The sequence below is a fragment of the Pseudomonas sp. IT-P260 genome (assembly GCF_949768395.1).
In the GTDB taxonomy this organism is placed as follows: Bacteria; Pseudomonadota; Gammaproteobacteria; order Pseudomonadales; family Pseudomonadaceae; genus Aquipseudomonas; species Aquipseudomonas parakoreensis.
This window is the reverse complement of sequence record NZ_CATKPO010000039.1, coordinates 1-21,342: the sequence shown is the minus strand read 5'-3', so window position 1 is coordinate 21,342 and position 21,342 is coordinate 1. Positions and strand designations below refer to the sequence as shown.

Annotated in this window: 22 protein-coding genes and 1 other RNA gene; 8 read left to right on the top strand and 15 right to left on the bottom strand. The window is 58.7% G+C overall.

Annotated features, from left to right (window positions below; genetic code table 11):
• Window positions 1–277 precede the first annotated feature (277 nt).
• Both rnpB and rsmI read right to left on the bottom strand, forming a co-directional pair.
• Window positions 278–631: RNase P RNA component class A (rnpB, locus tag ACM6HV_RS16605), an RNA gene on the bottom strand.
• Window positions 632–704: 73 nt separating this feature from the next.
• Complete coding sequence (rsmI, locus tag ACM6HV_RS16600; RefSeq protein WP_414904779.1) at window positions 705–1,610, bottom strand: 16S rRNA (cytidine(1402)-2'-O)-methyltransferase; 906 nt, start codon at window positions 1,608–1,610, stop codon at window positions 705–707.
• A 177-nt stretch (window positions 1,611–1,787) separates the two neighbouring features.
• Here rsmI and ACM6HV_RS16595 point away from each other — a divergent pair, with 177 nt between their 5' ends.
• From ACM6HV_RS16595 to ACM6HV_RS16580, 4 genes are all read left to right on the top strand, one after another.
• Window positions 1,788–3,599, top strand: a complete 1,812-nt coding sequence (locus ACM6HV_RS16595) for a penicillin-binding protein activator (protein WP_414904778.1) — start codon at window positions 1,788–1,790, stop codon at window positions 3,597–3,599.
• Complete coding sequence (locus ACM6HV_RS16590; protein WP_414904777.1) at window positions 3,599–3,961, top strand: YraN family protein; 363 nt, start codon at window positions 3,599–3,601, stop codon at window positions 3,959–3,961. Before ACM6HV_RS16595 ends, ACM6HV_RS16590 begins: the two co-directional genes overlap by 1 nt.
• Before the next feature lie 104 nt (window positions 3,962–4,065).
• A complete protein-coding gene (locus tag ACM6HV_RS16585; RefSeq protein ID WP_025109297.1) occupies window positions 4,066–4,659 on the top strand; it encodes a phosphoheptose isomerase in 594 nt (197 codons plus the stop codon).
• The gene (locus ACM6HV_RS16580) at window positions 4,656–5,234 is read left to right on the top strand and encodes a BON domain-containing protein (RefSeq protein ID WP_145593173.1); all 579 of its coding nucleotides are present in this window, start codon (window positions 4,656–4,658) and stop codon (window positions 5,232–5,234) included. The genes ACM6HV_RS16585 and ACM6HV_RS16580 overlap by 4 nt, the downstream gene beginning before the upstream one ends.
• Window positions 5,235–5,386: 152 nt before the next feature.
• On the opposite strand, the gene ACM6HV_RS16575 is transcribed toward ACM6HV_RS16580, so the two are convergent.
• The 7 genes from ACM6HV_RS16575 to rplM form a co-directional block, all read right to left on the bottom strand.
• Entirely contained in the window at window positions 5,387–5,800 is a 414-nt protein-coding gene (locus ACM6HV_RS16575) for a ClpXP protease specificity-enhancing factor (protein ID WP_145593172.1), read from the bottom strand.
• Between the two features lie 16 nt (window positions 5,801–5,816).
• Window positions 5,817–6,434, bottom strand: a complete 618-nt coding sequence (locus ACM6HV_RS16570) for a glutathione S-transferase N-terminal domain-containing protein (RefSeq protein ID WP_003228048.1) — start codon at window positions 6,432–6,434, stop codon at window positions 5,817–5,819.
• A 146-nt stretch (window positions 6,435–6,580) separates the two neighbouring features.
• Entirely contained in the window at window positions 6,581–7,363 is a 783-nt protein-coding gene (locus ACM6HV_RS16565; RefSeq protein ID WP_414904776.1) for a cytochrome c1, read from the bottom strand.
• Window positions 7,363–8,574: a cytochrome b gene (locus ACM6HV_RS16560; RefSeq protein WP_095668348.1), complete on the bottom strand. Its 1,212-nt coding sequence runs from the start codon at window positions 8,572–8,574 to the stop codon at window positions 7,363–7,365. Before ACM6HV_RS16560 ends, ACM6HV_RS16565 begins: the two co-directional genes overlap by 1 nt.
• Window positions 8,574–9,167, bottom strand: coding sequence for a ubiquinol-cytochrome c reductase iron-sulfur subunit (gene petA / locus ACM6HV_RS16555; RefSeq protein ID WP_003228055.1), 594 nt, complete (start codon window positions 9,165–9,167; stop codon window positions 8,574–8,576). The genes ACM6HV_RS16560 and petA overlap by 1 nt, the downstream gene beginning before the upstream one ends.
• Window positions 9,168–9,436: 269 nt before the next feature.
• Complete coding sequence (gene rpsI, locus ACM6HV_RS16550; protein WP_007961615.1) at window positions 9,437–9,829, bottom strand: 30S ribosomal protein S9; 393 nt, start codon at window positions 9,827–9,829, stop codon at window positions 9,437–9,439.
• 14 nt (window positions 9,830–9,843) lie between these two features.
• A complete protein-coding gene (gene rplM / locus ACM6HV_RS16545) occupies window positions 9,844–10,272 on the bottom strand; it encodes a 50S ribosomal protein L13 (protein ID WP_003228062.1) in 429 nt (142 codons plus the stop codon).
• A gap of 244 nt (window positions 10,273–10,516) precedes the next feature.
• Here rplM and ACM6HV_RS16540 point away from each other — a divergent pair, with 244 nt between their 5' ends.
• Entirely contained in the window at window positions 10,517–11,557 is a 1,041-nt protein-coding gene (locus ACM6HV_RS16540; protein WP_041073179.1) for an NADP(H)-dependent aldo-keto reductase, read from the top strand.
• Between the two features lie 102 nt (window positions 11,558–11,659).
• On the opposite strand, the gene ACM6HV_RS16535 is transcribed toward ACM6HV_RS16540, so the two are convergent.
• Window positions 11,660–12,796 carry an acyl-CoA dehydrogenase family protein gene (locus ACM6HV_RS16535; protein ID WP_414904775.1) on the bottom strand — a complete coding sequence of 379 codons (1,137 nt, stop codon included), beginning with the start codon at window positions 12,794–12,796 and terminating at the stop codon, window positions 11,660–11,662.
• 250 nt (window positions 12,797–13,046) lie between these two features.
• On the opposite strand from ACM6HV_RS16535, the gene ACM6HV_RS16530 reads away from it, so the two are divergent.
• Entirely contained in the window at window positions 13,047–13,943 is an 897-nt protein-coding gene (locus tag ACM6HV_RS16530) for a GlxA family transcriptional regulator (RefSeq protein WP_174376918.1), read from the top strand.
• 180 nt (window positions 13,944–14,123) lie between these two features.
• On the opposite strand, the gene zapE is transcribed toward ACM6HV_RS16530, so the two are convergent.
• From zapE to ACM6HV_RS16515, 3 genes are all read right to left on the bottom strand, one after another.
• Window positions 14,124–15,218 carry a cell division protein ZapE gene (gene zapE, locus ACM6HV_RS16525; protein WP_041074841.1) on the bottom strand — a complete coding sequence of 365 codons (1,095 nt, stop codon included), beginning with the start codon at window positions 15,216–15,218 and terminating at the stop codon, window positions 14,124–14,126.
• A gap of 90 nt (window positions 15,219–15,308) precedes the next feature.
• Entirely contained in the window at window positions 15,309–16,664 is a 1,356-nt protein-coding gene (locus ACM6HV_RS16520; RefSeq protein WP_414904774.1) for a tryptophan--tRNA ligase, read from the bottom strand.
• Between the two features lie 24 nt (window positions 16,665–16,688).
• Window positions 16,689–17,318: an alpha/beta hydrolase gene (locus ACM6HV_RS16515; RefSeq protein ID WP_414904992.1), complete on the bottom strand. Its 630-nt coding sequence runs from the start codon at window positions 17,316–17,318 to the stop codon at window positions 16,689–16,691.
• Between the two features lie 144 nt (window positions 17,319–17,462).
• On the opposite strand from ACM6HV_RS16515, the gene ACM6HV_RS16510 reads away from it, so the two are divergent.
• A complete protein-coding gene (locus ACM6HV_RS16510) occupies window positions 17,463–17,897 on the top strand; it encodes a YhcB family protein (RefSeq protein WP_007961596.1) in 435 nt (144 codons plus the stop codon).
• 263 nt (window positions 17,898–18,160) lie between these two features.
• Here ACM6HV_RS16510 and ACM6HV_RS16505 read toward each other — a convergent pair whose 3' ends face one another.
• Together ACM6HV_RS16505 and ACM6HV_RS16500 are read right to left on the bottom strand one after the other, a co-directional pair.
• Window positions 18,161–18,895, bottom strand: a complete 735-nt coding sequence (locus tag ACM6HV_RS16505; protein ID WP_007961595.1) for an OmpA family protein — start codon at window positions 18,893–18,895, stop codon at window positions 18,161–18,163.
• A gap of 116 nt (window positions 18,896–19,011) precedes the next feature.
• The gene (locus tag ACM6HV_RS16500; RefSeq protein ID WP_145593167.1) at window positions 19,012–19,656 is read right to left on the bottom strand and encodes an MBL fold metallo-hydrolase; all 645 of its coding nucleotides are present in this window, start codon (window positions 19,654–19,656) and stop codon (window positions 19,012–19,014) included.
• Between the two features lie 267 nt (window positions 19,657–19,923).
• Here ACM6HV_RS16500 and ACM6HV_RS16495 point away from each other — a divergent pair.
• Window positions 19,924–21,342: M10 family metallopeptidase (locus ACM6HV_RS16495; protein WP_414904773.1), on the top strand; the 1,419-nt coding region annotated here is incomplete at its 3' end.

Genomic DNA, 21,342 nt, shown 5'->3' with positions numbered 1-21,342 from the left:
CCTTACAGAACGGAGATTTAGGAGCTTAAAAGGAGGGGCAACGACAATTTGGCGGATACTTTTGACTAATAACTTGATGCAGCACTGAAAGCTGCGCTCGGAAGTTAAAGTGATTTGTTAAGAGTAAGATTTTTTCGGTATTACAAAAGCGCTTCTGCTGTTGATTGAAGCAAGGTGGGAAATGGCTATTACTGCATTTGCCGCTGCCGGACTTTAGCGCAGGCCTGCCGATAATAACCAGCCCTGATGCCATTGATTCAAGCAGGGAAAGAAAAAGGTGGAGAGTCGATCTGTAAGCCGGGTTCTGTCTTGAACAGTCATTCGTCTACGATGGCCATCACTGGACATCTTTAGCAACCTACCCGGTCCCAGCGCGGGCCACGCCTTGGGACCCTATTTGGTCTTGCTCCAAGTGGGGTTTACCTAGCCACGAACTGTTGCCAGACGTGCGGTGCGCTCTTACCGCACCTTTTCACCCTTACCGGCGCCGAAGCGCTTAGGCGGTTATTTTCTGTGGCACTTTCCGTAGGCTCACGCCTCCCAGGCATTACCTGGCACTTCGCCCTATGGAGCCCGGACTTTCCTCCCCCCTCTAATTTTCATAGAGGGCAGCGACTGTCCGATCGACTCTCCGCCGCGCAGGTTAACGGCAGAGCGCCCGAAGAACAAGCGCTAATAGCCGTGAAACCCGTCTGCGCGACGGGTTACCCGCCCTTCTGCTGTTCCAGTGCGACCTGATACAGCACGTTTTTGCGCTCACCGGTGATTTGCGCGGCCAGGGCGGCAGCGCGCTTGAGCGGCATCTCTTCGAGCAGCAGGTTGAGGACGCGCATCGCCTCGCTGCTGACCGCGTCCTCGGACTGCGGTGCAGACCAGCCCGCGACCAGCACCACGCACTCGCCGCGCTGCTGATTGCTGTCGGACTCGACAAACGCCCGCAACTCAGCCAGCGGCAAGCCTTTGAGCGTCTCGAAGGTCTTGGTGATTTCCCGGGCCAGCAACGCCTGACGCTCGCCACCGAACACCGCTTCCATGTCCTGCAGGCACTCGAGAATGCGATGCGGGGCCTCGTAGAAAATCAGCGTGCGTGGCTCTTCCTTTACCGATTCCAGGCGCGCCTTGCGCCCTGCCGACTTGGCCGGCAGGAAGCCTTCAAAAATGAACCGGTCGGAGGGCAGCCCCGCCGCCGACAGCGCTGCGATCAACGCACAGGCACCCGGCACCGGCACCACATTGATGCCCGCCGCCCGCGCCTGACGCACGAGGTGATAACCCGGATCGGAAATCAGCGGTGTCCCGGCATCAGATATCAGCGCGACGTTATCGCCTGCCAGCAAACGGGTAATAAAGCGGCTACCTTCATCACGTTCGTTATGTTCATGGCACGCGGCCAGCGGCGTGGCAATGCCGAAGTGCTGCATCAAACGTGCCGAGTGCCGCGTGTCTTCGGCGGCGATCAATGCCACTTCGCGGAGGATTTTCAGAGCCCGGGCGCTGATATCGTCCAGGTTGCCGATGGGCGTCGCCACCACATAAAGCGAGCCAGCAGCGGAATTCAAAGGACCTGGAGCAGTCAAAGCGCACACCTCGTGTTCGGTAAAAGCCGGCATTGTAACGCGTCACGAGGCTTGCGATGCGTTCCGGCCGACGCCGGTTTTGCGCTCCTTTGTGCGATGCCGCAACATTTGCTTCAGCTAAATTGACGGTTTCACACCAGTAACATCGCGCCCCGGCCAGCGCTTGGGTACAATTCCACGCTAATTTGATCGAGTATCAGGAACACTTACATGATCGCTTGCCTGCGGCTGTTCACTGCCCTCTGCCTCGCTGCCTTATTGGCGGCCTGCGCCAGCTCCCCCTCCTCCAGCCTTGGCGAACTTCCACGGACTCCGGATGCCAGCATCGAGCAACTGCTCGAACAGGCTACCCAGGCCAAGACGCCGGAAAAAGCCGCGTTGTTGCGCTTGAGCGCGGCAGACCTCGCTTATCGCCAGGGCAATGCCGGCCAGTCCGCGCAGATCCTGCAACAAGTGCCAATGGAGCAGTTGAAGCCAGGCCAGCAGATCTTCGCCAGCACCTTGTCCGCCGAGCTGGCAATGACGCGTAATCAGCCAAAAGCTGCACTGACCGCCCTGAGCCATCCGAGCCTGCAGCACCTGAGCGAAATGCCGGAAGATCAGCAAGTTCGCACCGGCACCGTGCACGCCCGCGCACTGGAAGCCGACGGCCAGACCCTGGCAGCCGCTCGTGAGCGCATCTTCATCGCTCCAATGCTCAAAGGCGAAGCCGCGAGCAAGAACCATGAAGCGATCTGGACCCTGATCGCTTCGCTGCCGACCGATCAACTGCAACCCAACACCGCCGACGATCTCGGCGGCTGGATGGGCCTGGCCCTGGCTGTGAAAACCGCCGGCACCCTGGAACAGCAGCAAGCGGCGATCGATGCCTGGCGCGCACAGAATCCAAAGCACCCAGCTGCAATCAACCTGCCGCTGCCACTGACCAAACTCAAGGAACTGGCCAGCCAGCCCCTGAGCAAGATTGCCCTGCTGCTGCCGCAAGACGGCCCACTGACCTCGGTCGGTAAAGCGCTGCGTGAAGGTTTCATGGCGGCGCACTATCAAGCGCAACAGGCCGGCCAGAAGCCGCCTGCCATCGAGTTCTATGACAGCTCCAAGCTGACCTCGATGGACGAGTTCTACCGCAAGGCCCAGGCTGATGGCGTGCAACTGGTGGTCGGCCCGCTGGAAAAACCGCTGGTCAAACAACTGAGCACCCGTCCGCAACTGCCAATCACCACCCTCGCATTGAATTACAGCGAGGGCGATCAAGGTCCGGCGCAACTGTTCCAGTTCGGCCTGGCCGCTGAAGACGAAGCCCGCGAAGTTTCGCGTCGCGCCCGCGCCGACGGCCTGCATCGCGCGGCGATCATGGTGCCGAAAGGCGAATGGGGCGACCGCGTATTGCGTGCGTTCAGCCAGGACTGGCAGGCCAATGGCGGCAGCATCGTTGCCACCGAACGTGTTGATCAGCCAGTGCAACTGGCCCAGCAGATCGCTGACATGTTCCAGCTGCGTCAAAGCGAAGCCCGCGCCAAGAGCCTGCAAAACGCTGTTGGCACCAATGTCGCCGCGCAGCCGTCGCGTCGTCAGGACATTGAGTTCATCTTCCTGGCAGCCACCCCGCAGCAAGCGCAGCAGATCAAGCCGACCCTGAACTTCCAGTACGCGGGTGATGTTCCGGTGTACGCAACTTCCCACGTGTACAGCGCCAGCGGCGATGTGAACCAGTACAACGACATGAACGGCGTGCGCTTCTGCGAAACCCCATGGTTGCTGGAAGCCAATGACCCGCTGCGTCAGCAAGTCACCGCGCAATGGCCGCAAGCGGCCGGCAGCCTGGGTCGCCTTTACGCCATGGGCGTCGACGCCTACCGTCTGGCGCCGCGCCTGGGTCAGTTGAAGGCGTTGCCGGACAGCCGCATCGAAGGTCAGTCGGGCAGCCTGGGCATGACCCAGACCCAACGCGTGGTGCGTCAGTTGCCATGGGCGCAGTTCGTCAACGGCCAAGTTCAACGCCTGCCGGACACCCCGCGCTGATGCCCGACGGCTCGCACCTGCAAAGCGGTAAAGATGCCGAGCGCCAGGCGCTCGAGCATCTGCAACACCAGGGTCTGCGCCTGCTGGCGCAGAACTGGTCATGCAAACGGGGCGAGCTTGATCTGGTCATGCTTGATGGCGATACAGTAGTATTCGTCGAAGTCCGCTACAGAAAAAACACTCAATGGGGTGGCGCGCTCGCTAGCATCGATGAGCGCAAACGGCAGAAGCTGATTTTCGCCGCACAGTATTTTCTTCAGCGCGAGTCGCGCTGGGCCGATTCCCCTTGCCGCTTCGACGTGGTGGCCATCGACAGCCATCCGGATCAGTTGAACTGGTTGCAGAATGCATTCGATGGTTGATTCTCTGCACCCCACCCCGGACACTTTCACCGACAATTTTTGCTCTTTGCTTTGCGGGCTGCACATTCACGTGCCGAACAGCCGCGCTACTTAAGGTCACACAGATGGACATGCAATCCCGAATTCGCCAGCTTTTCCAGGCCAGTATCGACACCAAGCAACAGGCGATGGACGTACTTGCACCGCACATCGAGCAAGCCAGCCAGATCATGGTCAACGCCCTGCTCAACGAAGGCAAAATGCTTTCGTGCGGCAACGGCGGCTCTGCCGGCGACGCCCAGCACTTCTCTTCCGAACTGCTCAACCGCTTCGAGCGCGAACGCCCGAGCCTGCCGGCCATCGCCCTGACCACCGACAGCTCGACCATCACCTCGATCGCCAACGACTACAGCTACAACGAAGTGTTCTCCAAGCAGATCCGCGCACTGGGTCAACCCGGCGACGTATTGCTGGCGATCTCGACCAGCGGCAACTCGGCAAACATTATTCAAGCGATCCAGGCCGCACATGATCGCGAAATGGTTGTCGTAGCTTTGACTGGCCGCGATGGCGGCGGCATGGCTTCACTGCTGCTGCCTGAAGATGTCGAGATTCGCGTACCGGCCCATGTCACTGCACGTATTCAGGAAGTCCATCTGCTGGCGATCCATTGCCTCTGCGATCTGATCGACAGCCAACTGTTCGGGAGTGAAGAATGACCCCTAATCGCCTTGGCCTTCTGGCCTTGACCCTGTGCCTCGGCATCAGCGGCTGCACCTCGGTGGTGAATGCCAGCCGTGAAGCGCCGATTGAAGACGACCGCGGCACCCGAACCTTCGGCAGTAAAATCGACGACTCGCTGATCGAAACCAAAGTCGGCGTCAACGTGGCCAAGGCCGACCCAGGCCTGGACAAGGATTCGCATATCGTCGTCACCAGCTTCAACGGCGTGGTCCTGCTTGCCGGCCAGACGCCGCGCGAAGACCTCAAGGCCAAGGCCGAACAGGCCGCCGCCAACGTCCAGCGCGTGAAGAAAGTGCACAACGAACTGCAAGTGATTGCACCTTCAAGCTTCCTCGCTCGCCAGAACGACGCCTGGCTGACCACCAAGATCAAGACCCAGATGCTGACCGACGCCAGCATTCCCGGCTCGCGCATCAAGGTCGTGACCGAGAACGGTATCGTTTACCTGCTGGGCCTGCTGACCAAACAGGAAGCGCAACAGGCGACCAATCTGGTGCAAGGCGTTTCCGGTGTGCAGAAAATCGTGAAGCTGTTCGAATACATCGACTGACCGATACCCATGTAGGAGCTGCCGCAGGCTGCGATCTTTAGATCTTGATCTTGGTCTTGAAAAACAAGATCAAAAGATCGTCCGAACGCGGCCCGAGCCTGCGGCAGCTCCTGCGTAATAAAAAAGGCGACCCTCTCGGGTCGCCTTTTTTATTACTTCACCACTTTCAAACTTGGCCGGCCACTTGGGCGCGGCGGCTCGCTGTCGGGTGGCGGCACATCGTCATCAGGCTCGATATCGTCTTCGTCATCCATCGGCGACTCGAGATCGAACACCATGCCCTGCCCGTTCTCCCGGGCGTAGATGCCCAGAATCGCGCTGATTGGCACATACAGACTGTGCGGAACGCCACCGAAGCGACCCTCGAAGGTCACCACGTCGTTGTCCATGTGCAAGTGCCGCACGGCGCTGGGCGAAATGTTCAGGACAATTTGCCCGTCACTGGCGAAGCCCTGCGGCACCTGCACTGCCGGGTATTCGGAATTGACCAGCATGTGCGGGGTGCAATCGTTATCCACAATCCACTCGTAGAGCGCGCGGACCAGATAAGGTCGACTGGAGTTCATAGCGGCTCCTTAAGCCTTAGCGCATATCGCGTTCGACGCCAGACAGACTCGCCTGGAAAGCCTCACGCGCAAACTGGCGCTCCATATAATCAAGCAGCGGCTTGGCCGGCCGCGGCAGTTCAATACCCAGAATCGGCAAACGCCAGAGTATTGGCAATAGGCAGCAATCCACCAGACTTTGTTCCTCACTGAGGAAAAACGGCTTGTCGGCAAACAGTGGCGACACGCCCGTCAGGCTTTCACGCAATTCCTTGCGCGCCACGACACGCGCGGCTTCCTTGGTTTTCGGATCCAGGATCAGATCCACCAGACCACACCAGTCGCGCTGAATACGGTGAATCAGCAGACGGCTGTTGGCACGCGCCACCGGGTAAACCGGCATCAGTGGCGGATGCGGGTAACGCTCATCCAGATACTCCATCACCACGGTCGACTCCCACAACGCCAGGTCGCGATCGACCAGTGTCGGGAGACTGCCGTAAGGGTTCACCTCAATCAGTTTAGGCGGCTGGCGGCCAGCTTCCACGTAAATGATTTCGGCGCTGACACCCTTCTCTGCAAGCACGATGCGCACTCGGTGGGAATAGTGGTCGGCGGGGTCGGAGTAACAGGCCAACCGATTGGTCACGCCCATGGCGATCCTCCTCGCTTGTTGAAATGATTGGAACCGGAAAAACGCGCGCGCCCAGAGGGCGCCTCCCGCAATGCCTGGCGAACCAGACATTGCGTTATCGGAGGCACCCTTGGGCGCGCGCGATTAACAGCAATGCTTGAAGCGTATCAGTGCACGTCTTTCCAGTATTCACGCTTGAGCAGGTAGGCGAACACAAAGAAGAACGCCAGGTACAGCAAGACGTAAGTACCGATGCGCTGATGTTGCAGCTTAACCGGGTTAGCCGAGTAAGCCAGGAAGGTTACCAGATTCTTGACCTTCTCATCGAACTGCTCTTCGTTCAGAGCACCGGTTTTCGGCACGATGGTCAGCTGATCGCATGCTTCATGCGTCAGCGGCGTACCGGTCAGCGGATCGTATTGCTTCTTGCCGTCCTCGACGATCTGCACTTGCTTGCAGCCCACCACCTGACGACCTTGCAGGCCGACCAGCACGTTAGGCATGCCGACGTTCGGGAAGACCTTGTTGTTCACGCCCCATGGGCGCGCCGGATCTTCGTAGAACGAGCGCAGGTATCCGTAGAGCCAGTCAGTGCCACGCACCCGAGCCACCAGGGTCAGGTCCGGTGGCGCAGCACCGAACCAGGTCTTGGCGTCTGCCGGCTGCATGCCGATGTTCATGTGGTCGCCAATCTTGGCACCGGTGAACACCAGCTTCTCGAGCATCATTTCGTGGGGAATGCCAAGGTCATCGGCCACCCGCTCGTAACGCTGGAACTTGGCACTGTGGCAACCCATGCAATAGTTGGCAAAGGTACGCGCGCCGTCCTGCAGGGCAGCTTTATCGGACACGTCGATGTCGACTTTTTCCAGCTCCGGACCACCGTGTACGGCGGCAAAAGACAGCACAGGCAGCGCAGCAAAAATCACAGCAAAAAATAACTTTTTCATCAGCCAGTCACCCTTTCCGGAACCGGTTTGGTCTTCTCGAGCCTGGTGTAGAACGGCATCAGAATGAAGTAGGCGAAGTACAGGAAGGTGCAGATCTGCGACACCAGCGTGCGCTCCGGCGTCGGGGCGAGTACGCCCAGAATGCCGAGAATCACGAAGGAAATGCAGAACACCAGCAGCCAGATTTTGCTCATCCAGCCCTTGTAACGCATCGATTTGACCGGACTGCGGTCCAGCCACGGCAGCACGAACAGCATGGCAATCGAGGCACCCATAGCGATCACGCCCATGAGCTTGTCCGGGATCGCACGCAAGATCGCGTAGAACGGCGTGAAGTACCAGACCGGTGCGATGTGCTCAGGCGTCTTGAAAGGGTTGGCTTGCTCGAAGTTCGGCTTTTCGAGGAAGTAGCCGCCCATTTCCGGGAAGAAGAACACGATAAAGCAGAAGATGAACAGGAACACCACCACGCCGACGATGTCTTTCACAGTGTAGTACGGGTGGAAGGCAATGCCGTCCAGCGGGATACCGTTTTCGTCTTTGTGCTTCTTGATGTCGACGCCGTCCGGGTTGTTCGAACCGACTTCGTGCAGCGCCAGAATGTGCAGCACCACCAGACCGAGAATCACGATCGGCAACGCCACGACGTGCAAGGCGAAGAAGCGGTTCAGAGTGATTCCGGAGATCAGGTAGTCACCACGAATCCACTGGGTCAGGTCGTTGCCGATGACGGGAATCGCACCGAACAGCGAGATGATCACCTGGGCACCCCAGTAGGACATCTGCCCCCAAGGCAGCAGATAACCCATGAAGGCCTCAGCCATCAGCGCCAGGTAGATCAGCATGCCGAACACCCAGACGAGCTCACGCGGTTTCTGGTATGAACCGTAGAGCAGGCCCCGGAACATGTGCAGATAAACCACAATGAAGAACGCCGAAGCGCCGGTGGAGTGCAGCAGACGCAGGATCGAGCCGTACTCGACGTCGCGCATGATGTATTCGACGGAAGCGAACGCCTCTTCTGCCGACGGCGTGTAGCTCATCGTCAGCCAGACACCGGTGACGATCTGGTTGACCAGCACCAGCAGCGCCAGGGAGCCGAAGAAATAGAAAAAGTTGAAGTTTTTTGGCGCGTAATACTTGCTGAGATGGTCTTCCCACATTTTGGTGGCGGGGAAGCGTGCATCAACCCAATCCATGAACTTGCTCATCACGCTTTCTCCGTATCGACGCCAATGACAATCAGGTCATCGGTCTCATAGGAATGCGGGGGAACTGGCAGGTTCAAAGGCGCAGGTTGCGACTTGTAGACGCGGCCAGCCAGATCGTAGTGAGAACCGTGGCAAGGGCAGAAATAGCCGCCGACCCAGTCTTTACCCAAGTCCGCAGGCGCCACTTCGGGACGGAAGGTGGGTGAGCAACCCAGGTGAGTGCAGATCCCGATCAGCAGCAGGATTTCCGGCTTGATCGAGCGCACTTCAGGATCGACATAAGTAGGTTGCGTGGAGTTTTTGGAAGTCGGATCGGAGAGCTGGCCCTCGATCTTCTTGAGATTCCCCAGGATTTCCGCAGTACGGCGGACAATGAACACCGGCTGGCCGCGCCATTCGGCAATCATCTGCTGTCCTGGCTCGATCTTGCTGACATTCACTTTCACCGGTGCACCGGCGGCTTTCGCCTTGGCACTGGGAAACCATGACCCCACGAACGGGACCGCAGCCCCCACCGCTCCTGCAGCACCCACCACGGATGTGGCTGCTACCAAGAAGCGACGCCGGCCTGCATTCACGCCGTCATTGCTCATTCAGTCCTCTCCCATCAGCTTTGTGGCCTGTTAAATCAGGCATCTACTAAATAAATCAATGTTACTTATAAAAATTTTGCCGAGATGGTAATGAAAAGCCCCAATTCTGACAAGGGAATTACCGGGAGCTCCCACCCTCAAGCCTTGTAGTATAGGGGGTCTACGAATGTGGCAAGTTGTCACAGCGCAATTCTTTAATAAATCGCAGGCATAAAAAAACGCCCGGTTCCGCGAGGAATCGGGCGTTCTTTTTTGAACGTGGAAACGAATTAACGCTTCGAGTACTGCGGACGCTTACGCGCTTTGCGCAGACCAACTTTCTTACGTTCAACTTCACGGGCGTCGCGAGTAACGAAGCCAGCTTTGCGCAGAGCGCTACGCAGGGTTTCGTCGTAGTCCATCAGAGCGCGAGTGATGCCGTGGCGGATTGCGCCAGCCTGACCACTTACACCGCCGCCGATGACAGTGACGTAGATGTCGAACTTCTCGACAGTCTCGGTCAGTTCCAGCGGCTGACGAACTACCATGCGGGCAGTTTCGCGGCCGAAGAACGAGTCCAGGGAGCGGTTGTTGATGGAGATGTTACCAGTACCCGGACGCAGGAAAACGCGTGCGGTTGCGGTCTTGCGACGGCCAGTGCCGTAATTTTGAGTCGCCGACATAATGAACTATTCCGTTAAATCTTCAGTTCTTGGGGCTGCTGAGCAGTATGAGGGTGTGCAGCGCCCGCATAGACTTTCAGCTTACGGTACATGTCACGACCCAGCGGGTTCTTAGGCAGCATGCCTTTAACCGCGGTCTCGATCACGCGCTCAGGGGCCTTGGCGATCAGCTTTTCAAAGTTGATCGACTTGATGCCGCCCGGGAAACCGGAGTGGGAGTAGTACATTTTGTCAGTGGTTTTAGCGCCGGTTACACGGATCTGCTCGGCGTTGATGACGACGATGTAGTCGCCGGTGTCAACGTGAGGAGTGTACTCAGGCTTGTGCTTGCCACGCAGACGGCTCGCGATTTCGGTGGCCAGACGACCCAGGGTCTGACCAGCAGCGTCGACGACAAACCAGTCGCGCTTTACTGTTTCCGGTTTAGCAGTAAAAGTTTTCATTCTTTATAGCCTCAGGGGCCGCCTGTAAATAAGACGGCGGATCTTACTGAATAGTGCGTACTTTGACAAGTCAAAGGCAGCCGGATACAGACGCTTTCGGGGGCTCGGGTCGGCGCGTCCGTTCAACGGCAAGATTCTTCGGCGGCGGCGCATCACTTCCACTGCAGAAAGAGGTCGGCAATTATGCAGATTGCGAAAAAATTTTCAACCTGCTTTTATGATTGTTTTGCCCAAGGAGCACCCGATGGACTATCGCCAGCTAGGCCGTACCGACCTGAACGTGAGTGCAATCTGCCTCGGCACCATGACCTGGGGCGAGCAAAACACTGAAGCTGAAGCCTTCGCCCAGATCGAGCGGGCCAAGGAAGCCGGGATCAATTTCATCGACACCGCCGAGATGTACCCGGTGCCGCCGAAAGCCGAAACCTACGCCACCACCGAGCGCTACATCGGCAATTATTTCAAAAGCCGCGGTGATCGTGCCGACTGGATCCTCGCCAGCAAGATCGCCGGCCCCGGCAACACCATCGACTACATCCGCGACAAAAACCTGCGCCACAACCGCCAGCACATCACTGAAGCGGTGGATGCCAGCCTCAAGCGCCTGCAGACCGATTACATCGACCTCTACCAGTTGCACTGGCCGGAGCGCAGCACCAACTTTTTCGGACAACTGGGCTACAAACACAAGATCGAAGCCAACCTGACGCCGCTCGAAGACACCCTTGAAGCGCTCGACGAACAGGTCAAGGCCGGCAAGATCCGCCACATCGGCCTGTCCAACGAGACGCCGTGGGGCACCATGCGCTTCCTTGCCCTGGCCGAAGCCCGGGGCTGGCCGCGCGCGGTGTCGATCCAGAACCCGTACAACCTGCTCAACCGCAGCTTTGAAATCGGCCTGGCGGAAATCGCCATCCGCGAACAGTGCGGACTGCTCGCCTATTCGCCGCTGGCGTTCGGTTTCCTGTCCGGCAAGTACGAAGGTGGCGCGCGTCCGCCGAAAGGTCGCCTGAGCCTTTACAGCCGCTTCAGCCGCTATTTCAACGCGCAATCGGAAGCGGCCTGCAGCCGTTACGTGGCCCTGGCCCGTGAACACGGTCTTGATCCGGCGCAGATGGCCCTTGCATTCGTCACCCAGCAACCGTTCGTCACCAGCAACATCATTGGCGCAACGACGCTGGAGCAACTGGACAGCAACATTGCCAGTTTTGATCTGAAGCTTTCCGATGAAGTGCTGGCAGGGATCGAGGCGATTCACAAGGATCATCCGAATCCGGCGCCTTGATCAATCCCTAAAAGCTTCGCGAGCAGGCTCGCTCCCACAGGTACGGCAATCCCTGTGGGAGCGAGCCTGCTCGCGAAGGGGCTCGTCAATTCACCGCAGAACTCACAGCGACCGCGCAATGATCTCCTTCATGATTTCATTGGTACCGGCATAGATCCGCTGCACCCGTGCATCCGCCCACGCCCGGGCCACCGGGTATTCCCACATGAAACCGTAGCCGCCATGCAACTGCACGCAATCGTCGAGCACCTTGCATTGCAGGTCGGTGCCCCAGTATTTGGCCATCGCCGCTGTCGGAACGTCGAGCTTGCCCTGCAGATGCAGCTCCAGGCACTTGTCGACAAATACTCGGCCGATCTGAATCTCGGTAGCCATTTCCGCCAGTTTGAAGCGGGTGTTCTGGAAGTCGGCAATCGCCTTGCCGAACGCCTTGCGATCACGGGTGTAATCCAGCGTCCATTGCAGCGCCGCTTCGGCTGAGGCCAGACCACCAATCGCCACGGTCAGACGCTCCTGTGGCAATTCCTGCATCAAATAGGCAAACCCCGCACCGGCCTGACCCAGCAGGTTTTCCTTGGGAACACGCACGTCCTGGAAGAACAATTCCGACGTGTCCTGCGCCTTCATTCCGACCTTCTCCAGGCGCTTGCCCTTCTCGAAGCCGGGCGTATTCGCTTCCACCACAAACAGACTGGTGCCCTTGGCGCCGGCCTTCGGATCAGTCTTGGCGACCACGATCACCAGGTCAGCGAGGAAGCCGTTGGTGATGAAAGTCTTGGAGCCGTTGATCACATACTCGTCGCCGTCCAGCACTGCGGTGGTCTTGACCCCTTGCAGGTCGGAGCCCGCACCCGGTTCGGTCATGGCAATCGCACTGACCATCTCGCCCGAGACCAGTTTCGGCAGGTACTTCTGCTTAAGCGCTTCGCTGCCGTAATGCAGGATGTACGGCGCAACGATGTCCGAATGCAACGAGAAACCGATCCCAGTCAGACCCAGGCGACCGACCTCTTCGATTACCACGGCGCTGTACAGAAAGTCCGCGCCCAGGCCGCCGTACTCTTCCGGCAGGTGCGAGCAGAGCATCCCCGCCTCCCCCGCCTTGTTCCACAGTTTGCGGTCGATGTGGCCTTGTTTCTCCCATTGCGCATGGAACGGCACGGCCTCTTTTTCGAGGAAGGTTCGTACGCTGTCGCGGAACAATTCGTGCTCGGAGCTGAACAAGGTTCTGGGGATCATGCGGCACCTTTCATTCTTGTTGGAGGAATATGACCTTCAGAGACTAAGCCTCACCTCCGACACAGGACACTGGACACATCCGACAAAAAATAAGACGATCCAGCCGTCTGGTGACCACTTTCCCTTATAAAAACAAAACAAAAGTTGAATTATGTCCAAGCAAGTCTCCACGCCCTTGCGGCGCGTCAGCATCCTGGCAATCGACCGGGTTTTCGCATCCACCCTCATGCAGGCCAAGGATTTCTTCCATCTGGCCAGCCTGCGTTACGGTAAACAACTGGGCCACGGCCTGACACCGGCGTTCGAAACCCGGCTGGTCAGCCCCGACGGCAAACCAGTGAACAGTTTCAGTGACGTGATGATGCCGGTGGACGGCGGCCTGGAAAACGCCGACGTCATCATCCTCCCGGCGTTCTGGGACGATTTCGATACGCTGTGCAGCCGTTATCCACAGATCCTGCCGTGGCTGCGCGAGCAGCACGCCCGTGGCGCCGTGCTCTGCGGCGAAGCCACCGGGGTGTTCTGGCTGGCCGAGGCCGGTCTGCTCAACGGCAAGGAAGCGACCACCTACTGGCGCTTCTTCAATGCCTTCGCCGAGCGCTTTCCCAAGGTGTACCTCAATCAGGACAAGCACCTGACCGACGCCGACAACCTGTATTGCGCCGGCGGCACCACTTCGGCCTGCGATCTCTATATCTACCTGATCGAACGCTTCTGCGGCGCCAACGTGGCGCAAGCCGTGGCCCGCGACATTTTGTATGAAGTGCAGCGCAGTTATTCGCCGGGACGTATCGGTTTCGGCGGGCAGAAGCTGCACCAGGACGTGATCATCCTGCAGATCCAGCACTGGCTCGAAGAGCATTTCGCCGACAAGTTCCGCTTCGAAGACGTGGCCCGCGAGCACGGCATGAGCATCCGTAACTTCATGCGCCGCTTTCAGACTGCGACTGGCGACAAGCCGCTGCACTACCTGCAACGGTTGCGTATAGAGACCGCCAAGGGCTTGCTGTCCGGCAGCCGCAAGAGCATCAAGACCATCAGTTATGAGGTCGGCTACGACGATGCGAGCTTCTTTGCGCGGCTGTTCCGCCAGCACACCGAGCTGTCGCCGAACCAGTATCGGCAGCAGTTTCAGCAGGCTGCGTAGGCCTCCCACAAAAGTGTGATGCCACTGTGAGAGCGAGCCTGCTCGCGAATTCGGTTTCATATTCAACAAAATTGTTGGCTGACACACCGCCTTCGCGAGCAGGCTCGCTCCCACAGGGTAATTCAGTGCGTACAAAAAAAGGCCTGCAATCGCAGGCCCTTTTTTGTTTGCCGAACCCGCTTAAGGCTTGTGCGCCCGGGACAGGAATTCGTGGGATTGCATCTCCAGCAGACGGCTGAGCGTACGCTGGAATTCGAACGTCAGGCGTCCGCCGGTGTACAGGTCTTTCAGCTCGACTTCGGCAGAAATGATCAGCTTGACGTTACGGTCGTAGAACTCGTCGACCATGTTGATGAAGCGTCGGGCGATGTCGTCGGTGGTGACGCTCATCTGCTCGACGCCACTGAGCAGCACGGCGTGGAAGATCTTGCCCAGCTCAATGTAGTCGTTCTGGCTGCGCGGGCCGTCGCACAGTTCACGGAAGTCGAACCAAGCCACGTCGTCACAGGTGCGCAGGGCACGAATTTCGCGGTTCTCGATGATCAGCACATCGTTTTCCACCGCCGCCGTGCATTCCGGCGTCAGGGCCTTGAAGCTCTTGCGCAGGCTTTCGTGCGCGGCTTCGTCCAGCGGATAGTGGAACAGCTCCGCTTGTTCGAGGTGGCGCAGGCGGTAGTCGACGCCGCTGTCGACGTTGACGATTTCGGTGTTCTGCTTGATCAGCGCAATGGCCGGCAGGAAGCGCGCGCGTTGCAGACCGTCCTTGTACAGGCCGTCCGGAACGATGTTCGAGGTCGCGACCAGGGTCACGCCGTTCTTGAACAGCTCTTCCATCAGCGTGCCGAGAATCATCGCGTCGGTGATGTCCGAGACGAAGAATTCATCGAAGCAGATCACTCGCGACTCGGTCGCAAAGCGCTTGGCGATGATGGTCAGCGGGTTTTTCTCGCCGCCGAGGGTTTTCATCTCTTCGTGCACACGTTTCATGAAACGGTGGAAGTGGGTGCGGGTCTTTTCCTTGAACGGCAGCGCTTCGAAGAAGGTGTCGACCAGATAAGTCTTGCCGCGCCCCACGCCGCCCCAGAAGTACAGGCCCTTGACCGGCGTCTGATCCTTCTTGCCAAACAGCTTGCCCAGCAAACCCGGCTTGTTCTGCTCGGCCGCGATCAGATCGTCGTACAGGCGCTGCAGATGACGCACAGCAGTTTCCTGCGCGGCGTCATGGAAGAAGTCCGGGCGTTTCAGATCAGCTTGATATCGTTCTAGGGGCGTCATAATTCGTTAGCAAGGCAACAAAAACGGGCCGTCACTGTAGCGACGGCCCTTGGGAATGGCAATCAGCCCTTGGTCGGGCCGCGCCGTTGTTTAGTCCTGAACCGGGGTCAGCGCTACACGCAAAGCTTCGATGGCCGCGTCCCGCGCAGCAGCATCAGCGAACGCCGGGCTGTCGCCAACGCACTCGCCTTCCAGCCACACGCTGAAGCTCAGGTCTTGATTGCGGATGTCCAGCGCCTGACCGGTTTGCAGTTGCTTGGTCACCTGGCCGGCGGTTTTGCCGTCGGCGAAGTTACGCGACAGCAGCAGTTGCTCGCCATCTGCCGCCAGCAGACGGAAACGGAAGCTGCCGTCGTCTTCACGGAAACTGACGAAACGTGCAGCTTTCACGGCTTTCTTTTTGGTGGTCGCCGCGACTTGCACCTGATTGACGAACGAACGCAGGCCAACCGCTTCACGCAGTTCGTTGAGGAACGGCGTCGCCACCGCACGAGCCTTTTTCGCGCCGTGTTGCAGGATGTCTTCCAGATCCGCCGGGCGCTCGATCAACTGGTGATAGCGCTCGCGGGACTCGCCCAGTTCTTTGTCGAGCAACTGGAACAGACGATTCTTCGCCTCGCCCCAACCCAGACCGCCGAGCAGTTCGCTGCGGAATTCGTCAGCCTGCGCCGGTGTGGCGAACGCCTGGAACAGGGTGAACAGGTGCGAGTTGTCCGGATCTTTGGCTTCGCCCGGCGCTTTGGAGTCGGTGACGATCCGCGAGATCGCGTCCTTCATCTCTTTGGCGCTGGAGAACAGCGGGATGGTGTTGTCGTAGCTCTTCGACATCTTGCGCCCGTCGAGGCCGGGCAAGGTCGCCACGCTCTCCTCGATCAGCGCTTCAGGCATGGTGAAAAACTCTTTGCCCTGGCCGAACAGGTGGTTGAAGCGCTGGCCGATGTCGCGGGCCATTTCCACGTGCTGGATCTGGTCACGACCGACCGGGACCTTGTGCGCGTTGAACATCAGAATGTCCGCCGCCATCAGCACCGGGTAGCTGTAGAGGCCCATGGTGATGCCGGCATCCGGGTCTTCACCGCTCTCGACGTTCTTGTCCACCGAGGCCTTGTAGGCGTGCGCCCGGTTGAGCAAGCCTTTGGCGGCTACGCAGGTCAGCAGCCAGGTCAGCTCAGGGATTTCCGGGATGTCGGACTGGCGATAGAAGGTCACACGGTCGACATCCAGGCCACCGGCCAGCCAGGTCGCGGCGATATCCAGACGCGAGCGCTGGATGCGCAGCGGGTCATCGCATTTGATCAGGGCGTGGTAGTCGGCCAGGAAGTAGAACGAGTCGGCATTGCTGTCGCGGCTGGCGAGGATCGCCGGGCGGATGGCGCCGGCGTAGTTGCCCAGGTGCGGCGTGCCGGTGGTGGTGATGCCGGTGAGGATACGGGTACGGTTCGTCATGGGTAATCGCTTGTCAGACTGCAATCAATTCGAGAGACGCGGCAGGATCAGATCCTTGAGATCGGTCAGCTTGCCATGAAAAAAGTGTCCGCATTCTGCCACTTTCAGCAGCTCATGGGGGCGCTTGAGTTGTTCCGACCAGTCGTAGACCAGCTGCGGATCGATCACTTCGTCGGTTTCCGGCTGGATCACGGTCAGCTCGCCGTGCTGTGGCAGTTGATCCTGATCGCCCAGGCGCATCACCGCCGGCGCGACCATGAACAGCTGCTTGAGCTGCACGCCTTGGGCTTCGAGACGACCGCCGAGACTTGCTGCAACAAATCCGCCGAAGGAGAAACCGAACAGGGTCAGCGGCAGATCCGGGTGTTTTTCCCGCAGCCAAGCGGCAGCGGCCTGGGCGTCGTCGACTTCACCGCTGCCCATGTCGTGGGAGCCTTCGCTGGCACCGACGCCGCGATAGTTGAAGCGCAAAGTAATCAGGCCGGCGTCGCGCGCGGTGCGCTGCAGGGTCGAGACGACCTTGTTGAGCATGGTGCCGCCCTGCACCGGGTTCGGATGGCAGATCAGCGCGATGCCGATTGGCTGCTCGCTATCCAGATACAACGCTTCGATATGGCCGACTGGGCCATCAATCACTACAGGGGTTTCACGCATCAGCAAGGAAGGAACTCCGTGACCTCGAATCGGGTCGACTCGTCTAGCAAATTGTCTGTGCCAATCTATTGCGAGTGAATCGCGGTATACAGCGCAGGTTCGAGCCGTTAACGTAAAGCAAAGCCGTTTATAGAGGAAGGACTCGTGGAACACTCGCTCTTAGTTTGGTTGTTACCGACTCTTGCCCTGGTTGTGGGTGTCGCCATTGGATTCCTGATCGCTCGCGTCGCACCGAATGCCGCGCCGAGCCGCACGCAGCGTCAACTGGATGATATCCAGGAGCGTTTCGACAGCTACCAAAACGAGGTGGTCACCCACTTCAACAGCACCGCGATGCTGGTCAAGAAGCTGACCCAGAGCTATCAGGAAGTGCAGGATCATCTCGCCGAGGGCGCCAACCGCCTGGCCCTGGACGAGCAGACCCGTCAACGCCTGATCGCCGCCTTGCACGCCGATGCCGCCCAGGCACCGCGCGAACGCCTGACGCCGCCGCGCGATCAGGAGCCGCCGCGTGATTACGCGCCAAAAGCCCCGAACTCACCGGGCATGCTCGATGAGCATTACGGTCTGAAGAAGTAATCGGGTTTCGCGCCCAACAAAAAGCCCCCGGACAATTCGCTTGTCCGGGGGCTTTTTTGTATCTATTGAGTTTGGGGTGCCTGCACGGGCCCAGTAACCCTGTAGGAGCTGTCGAGTGAAACGAGGCTGCGATCTTTTTGATCTTGTTGTTGAAAGCTGAAGATCAAAAGATCGCAGCGTGCCGCAGCTCCTACAGGGCGACTGCGTTCGGGCAAAAAAATGCCCGGTCGCAAGACCGGGCATTTCTTCACTCAAGCATTCAGTTACGGATACTGCTGAACCGTACCCGGCTGTTGCTGCTGACCACCATACTGCTGACCCGGAATCGCCTTCAGGTTGACCTCGACGCGGCGGTTCTGCGCGCGGCCATTGACGTCACCGTTGCTGGCAATCGGGTTATCCGGGCCGGCGCCACGGGCCGACAGGTTGGCACCGCTGACACCTTGCGAGGTCAGGTAGGTGGCCACGCTCTGTGCACGACGCTGGGACAAATCCATGTTGTGCTGGCGACTGCCGGTGCTGTCGGTGTAGCCGACGATTTCGATCTGGTTCTGGTTGAACTCCTTCAGCGAGTTCGCCAGATTGTTCAGCGGCTGGTAGAAACTTGGGGCGATGTTCGCCGAATCGGTGGCGAAGGTGATGTTGCCCGGCATGATCAGTTTGATCTGATCGCCCTGGCGCTGCACTTCAACCCCGGTGTTGGCCATGCTGGCGCGCAGCTTTTTCTCTTGCTGGTCGGCGTAGTAACCGTAACCGGCCGCCGACGCACCGACCACCGCCGCGCCAATCAGGGCGCCCTTGCCACGGTTGTTGTGATCGATGGCGGCACCCGCCAGGGCGCCGGCCAGAGCACCGAGGCCACCGTACTTGGCGGTTTTGCTCATGCCTTGCGAGCCACCGTCGGCCTGCCCCTGATTGTCATACGGGTTGGGTGAGGCGCAGCCGGCCAACATGGCCACAGCGGTAGCAACAATAATCAAACGAGGCGTGGTGAACATGAAGAGCTCCTGGTTTTTTCGCATTCTGTGTGGCAGCGGCCCTAGGCAATAGACCTGTGCGGGCGTTGGATCATGACAATGCCGAAAAATTCCGCCGCACACTCGTGACAAAATGTTTAGGCGCGCACGAACGGGTTTTCCCGCATTTCATCCCCGAGACGCGTGTCCGGACCATGCCCGGCAATCACGATTGCGTCTTCGTCGAGCGTGTACAGCCGCTGCTTGATCGATCGCACGATGGTCGCCTGATCGCCGCCCCACAAATCCGTGCGCCCTACCCCGCGACGAAACAACGTGTCGCCGGCAATCAACAGCTTAGCCTCGGAAAACCAAAAGCTCATGGAACCGGGCGTATGTCCCGGCGTATGCAGCGCGACACCGCAGCCACAGGCCAGTTCTTCATCGTCGCTCAACCAGCGATCCGGCGACGGCACCGGAGTGTACGGCACACCAAACATCTGGCATTGCATCTCGAGGTTGTCCCACAGGAACTGATCGTCCTTGTGCAGGTGCAAGGTGGCACCGGTTTTCTCCTTCATCTGGCCGGAGGCCAGGAAGTGATCGAGGTGCGCGTGGGTGTGGATGATGCTGACGACTTTCAGACCGTGAGCATCAAGGCGCGTCATGATCAGGTCAGGATTGCCGCCTGGGTCGACGACGATGGCTTTTTTAGTGATCGGGTCGCCGATGATCGTGCAGTTGCACTGCAAGGGGCCGACGGGGAAGGTTTCGCGGATAAGGACAGGGCTTGGGGCTGGCATGAATTTCCTCGACGGCCGGCGGTGAACGTGGCTCAGGATTCTACTTTATGAGCCGATACATAACGCCAGGTCAGTAAATTGACGTCACGAAACAAAAATAGTGGCCAAATGATGTCAAATCTATTTTCTTTGGTGCAAAATCGCCTTTTTTGTAGCGGTCGCATTCGGGATTGACCGCAGCGCACTCAGGACCCCCCCATGCCTACTCCATCGTCTTACTCTTTTTCATTTCCTTCATCGATGACCGGAAACAAGTCTGTCGACAGCTTGATTTACGGTACCTACTGGCTGGGTGCGAACTGGCCCTCTTCGGGGCCGACCAACCTCAGCTACAGCTTCATGGCGCCGAATACATCGTATTTCGTCACCAACTACAGCGCGGATAATGAATACAACGCACTGTATGAGCTGACTGCGGGGCAGAAAGGTGCGGTAGTCAATGCGCTGGCTTCCTGGAGTGCGGTGGCCAATCTCAGTTTCACCCTGACCAGCGATGACATCAATAACGTTGGCGATCTCCGGTTCGGTGCCTATCGCCTGATGGACAACCAAACCGCCGCGTGGGCCTATTTCCCGGCCAACACCCCGAGAGCAGGCGATGTCTGGATCGGCCCGGAGACGAACGAGGCCAACCCGGGCAAAGGCTCCTACGACTACTTGACCTTTGTTCATGAGATCGGTCATGCGCTGGGGCTCAAGCATCCATTTGATGCCAGCTCCACAAACAAGACATTGCTGGACTCGTCGCTGGATGATGTTCATTTCACAGTGATGAGCTACAACAGCAACTACTCGTATCAACCGACCACACCGATGTTGCTCGACATCCTCGCGATCCAGAGCCTATACGGTGCCAACATGCAGTGGCAGACAGGCAATAACGTCTACTCGTGGGCACCCGACCAGTCGATCTTCGAAACCATCTGGGACGCAGGCGGCATCGACACCCTCGACGGCAGCAACCAATTGTCCGCCGTGACGCTCAACCTTAATGAAGGGACCTACAGTTATATCGGCAAGGCCTTTGTCGATCAGTCTACGGGATACCTCATCAACAATGGTTTGGCGATTGCCTACGGTGCCAAGATCGAAATCGCCATCGGTTCGGTTTTCAATGACGTTCTATTCGGCAATGATCTGGATAACACCCTCAACGGTAACGCCGGTGCAGACACCATGTACGGTGGTGCCGGCAACGACACTTACTACGTGGACAATGCCGGGGATGTCATTTTTGACTACGCGGGCATGGGCAACGACACCGTCAACGCCAGCATCGACTATGTGCTCGGTGCCAACCTGGAGAACCTGAACCTCATCGGCTCCGCCAACCTCAATGGTACGGGCAACGCGCAAAACAACACGATCGCCGGTAATGACGGCAATAACATCCTGGACGGTGGTCAGGGTGCGGACGCCCTGATCGGTGGTGCGGGCAACGATACTTACATCGTCGATAACCTGGGCGATACGGTCACCGAAACCAGCACGCTGGCCAGCGAAATCGATACGGTTCGCAGCTCCGTGTCCTTTGCCCTGAGTGCCAACGTAGAAAACCTCGTGCTGACAGGCCTGGATGCAATCAACGGCTCCGGCAACAACCTCGACAACCGCATCAACGGCAACGAGCAGGCCAACACCCTCGACGGCGGCCTCGGCGCCGACACCATGATCGGTGGCGGTGGT